Source organism: Tautonia rosea (genome assembly GCF_012958305.1).
In the GTDB taxonomy this organism is placed as follows: Bacteria; Planctomycetota; Planctomycetia; order Isosphaerales; family Isosphaeraceae; genus Tautonia; species Tautonia rosea.
In genome coordinates, this window is sequence record NZ_JABBYO010000041.1 from 1 (window position 1) to 2,334 (window position 2,334).

3 protein-coding genes are annotated in these 2,334 nt (G+C 66.7%); 1 reads left to right on the forward strand and 2 read right to left on the reverse strand.

The window, feature by feature from the left end:
• Together HG800_RS26720 and HG800_RS26725 are read right to left on the reverse strand one after the other, a co-directional pair.
• On the reverse strand, positions 1–438 hold the full coding sequence (locus HG800_RS26720; protein ID WP_169981432.1) for a DUF2262 domain-containing protein: 438 nt from the start codon (positions 436–438) through the stop codon (positions 1–3).
• A gap of 161 nt (positions 439–599) precedes the next feature.
• Positions 600–1,409, reverse strand: a complete 810-nt coding sequence (locus tag HG800_RS26725; RefSeq protein ID WP_206352489.1) for an SAM-dependent methyltransferase — start codon at positions 1,407–1,409, stop codon at positions 600–602.
• A 453-nt stretch (positions 1,410–1,862) separates the two neighbouring features.
• Between HG800_RS26725 and HG800_RS26730 the strand changes: the two genes are divergently transcribed.
• A partial coding sequence (locus HG800_RS26730; RefSeq protein ID WP_169981434.1) for a phage integrase N-terminal SAM-like domain-containing protein occupies positions 1,863–2,334 on the forward strand: 472 nt, incomplete at its 3' end.

Consider the following 2,334-nt stretch of genomic DNA (forward strand, 5'->3'; position numbering starts at 1 on the left):
TCATCCGGGTATGTCCGCGTGGAAAAACACGTCGTTGCCGTCCATGCCAATCTCGATCGAGTGACCCCCGAAGAGATCGCCGTCGTGGTGGTAGAAGGTTACTTCGCCATCTGCTTCGAAGACGATACTCTGCAGTGTCATTCGACCCTTGAACTCGTCAGGCGTGACGCACTGCTCGTCCTCACTGACCCAACTCTCGTTCTTCAGGCCCAGCAACCTAGAGACGGCATACTCCTTCGCGCCGTTCGTGTAGCCGGCAAGCGCCTTGAGCACCTGCCGCGCGCGGGCAAGGGCGGGCTCGACGCCCTCATCGTCATCGAGATTGAGGCTGAACTCGACCGAGCCGGCTTCATCTCTCCACTCGCCGCCGTACCAGTCGAGACGCTCATCGTACCGAAGGGGACCGATGACGTCGTCGGTGAGGTCAGGGTGCTTCATCGTGCTGCAACCGAGCGGCTGGTTTTCCGTGCTGACGCCTAACGCCCAAGCTCAGCGGACCGGCCCGCCGAGAGCAACCTTGATGTTCAACTGCTTGCATCCGCGGCGGGCCGGGTCCGCTGCAGCGCGACGTTAGGCGGCTCGTCCGTAGGACAGTGGCGCTACACCGAGCCGCGGAGTAACGGCCGCCTCACGTATTCGCCCGGGATGGAGACGATCGGCTCCTCCAGATGGACGTCCGCACGGCGACGGCCGACGGCGCGGACATAGCCGAGATAGCGGCCGCGATCGTCCTCCAGAGCCCCGATCTCGGTCGTATTGTCCGGTGCGATCGCCTCGAGCCAGTCGCGCCACAGCCGCCAGCCATCGGGCAGGGTGTCGACCAGCTCGACGTCCACGATGCCCGTCCGCTCCCAGTGGCGACGCCACCAGGCCGCCGAGTGCAGACCCCACAGGTCCGGCGTCCACCAGCCGCGAAGGTGGTCGGGGACCGGCCCGTCGATCTCCCGGACCAGCCCAGCTCCGGCGATCGCCACCGGGCCGCCCGGCTTCACGAACCGGGCGACGGAGTTCAAGAAGAGGTCATCCGTGCCGTAGTAGACGAACGAGTCGATGGAGACGATGGCGTCGAAGAATTCCGCGGCGAACGGCAGAGCTCGGGCGTCGGCGCGAAGCGGGAAGACGCCATCCTCGACCCCGGCGTCTTGCACGCGTCGGAGGTTCTCCGAGGGGCTGAACCAGAGGTCCGCAGCCCAAACCTGCACGCCGAATTCGCGGCGAAGGAAGATGGACGAGACAGCCCGCCCGCAGCCGAGGTCGAGTACCCGCATCCCCGCCCGGAGGTCAACCGCCTCGGCGAGCCACTCCGTCATCCACAGCGGGTTGGCCCCGCCACTGACGCCGGCGAGGAGCCACTTGGGGTGATAAGCCGAGGAGCGAGGGAACCGCGGGGAGTTGAAGCACGCGTCCACTTCGAGGTGTCCCCTCCGCCGCCTAACCAGGAGTTGAGCGAACGGCCCGGTAGACCCGGTTCCCCCCGTTCGCCTCGGCGGCCGGCTCGCTCCAACGGGAGGTTAGGCGGCGAACGCCGTGCCCGTACGAGCACGCTCGTCGTGCGCTCAACTCCTGGTTAGGCGGCGACCGTCGGGACATCGCTCAACCCCTCGCGTCGGCACAGTGGCGGGGACGACCACCGGCTCTGTGACACACTCGGGCAGGGGGTGTCACTTCCCTGCGGCGGCATAGGTGATCACCTCAGCTTATGTTCACGCCGAGGCGGTCGCCGCCTAACCTTGTTTGTCGACGGCGTAAATGTCGTGAAACATCACGACACCCACCGTATAATCTCACGCTGCTCGCATTCTGATCGCTGGTGATCACGATTGCAAGCGGATTCCGGGAATACCCGGCGAGAGGGCGGGACAATGGCGGCGAAGCCGAAGCTGCTGGATCAGCTCCGAGAGGCGGTGCGGACGAGGCATTACAGCATCCGGACCGAGCACGCCTATGTGAACTGGGCGCGGCGGTTCATCCTCTTCCACGGCACGCGGCACCCGATCGAGATGGGAGAGCCGGAGGTCGGGCAGTTCCTGACCCATCTGGCCGTCGAGGGCCACGTGGCGGCATCGACCCAGAATCAGGCGCTGTCGGCCCTGCTGTTCCTCTATCGCGAGGTCCTCGGCAGGCCGCTCGACGAGGCGATCGGCCCGGTCGTCCGCGCCGATCGGCCCGAGCGGCTGCCGGTGGTCCTCAGCCGCGACGAGGTCCGGGCCGTGCTCGACCGGCTCACGGGCCCGCACCGCCTGATGGCGGGCTTGCTCTACGGCGCCGGGCTCAGGCTGATGGAGTGCCTGCGGCTGCGGATCAAGGACGTCGACTTCGAGCAACGCCACCTCC

Excerpts from the sequence above, each read along its gene's own strand:
- HG800_RS26720 (WP_169981432.1), bottom strand. The coding sequence starts at position 438 with ATGAAGCACCCTGACCTCACCGACGACGTCATCGGTCCCCTTCGGTAC.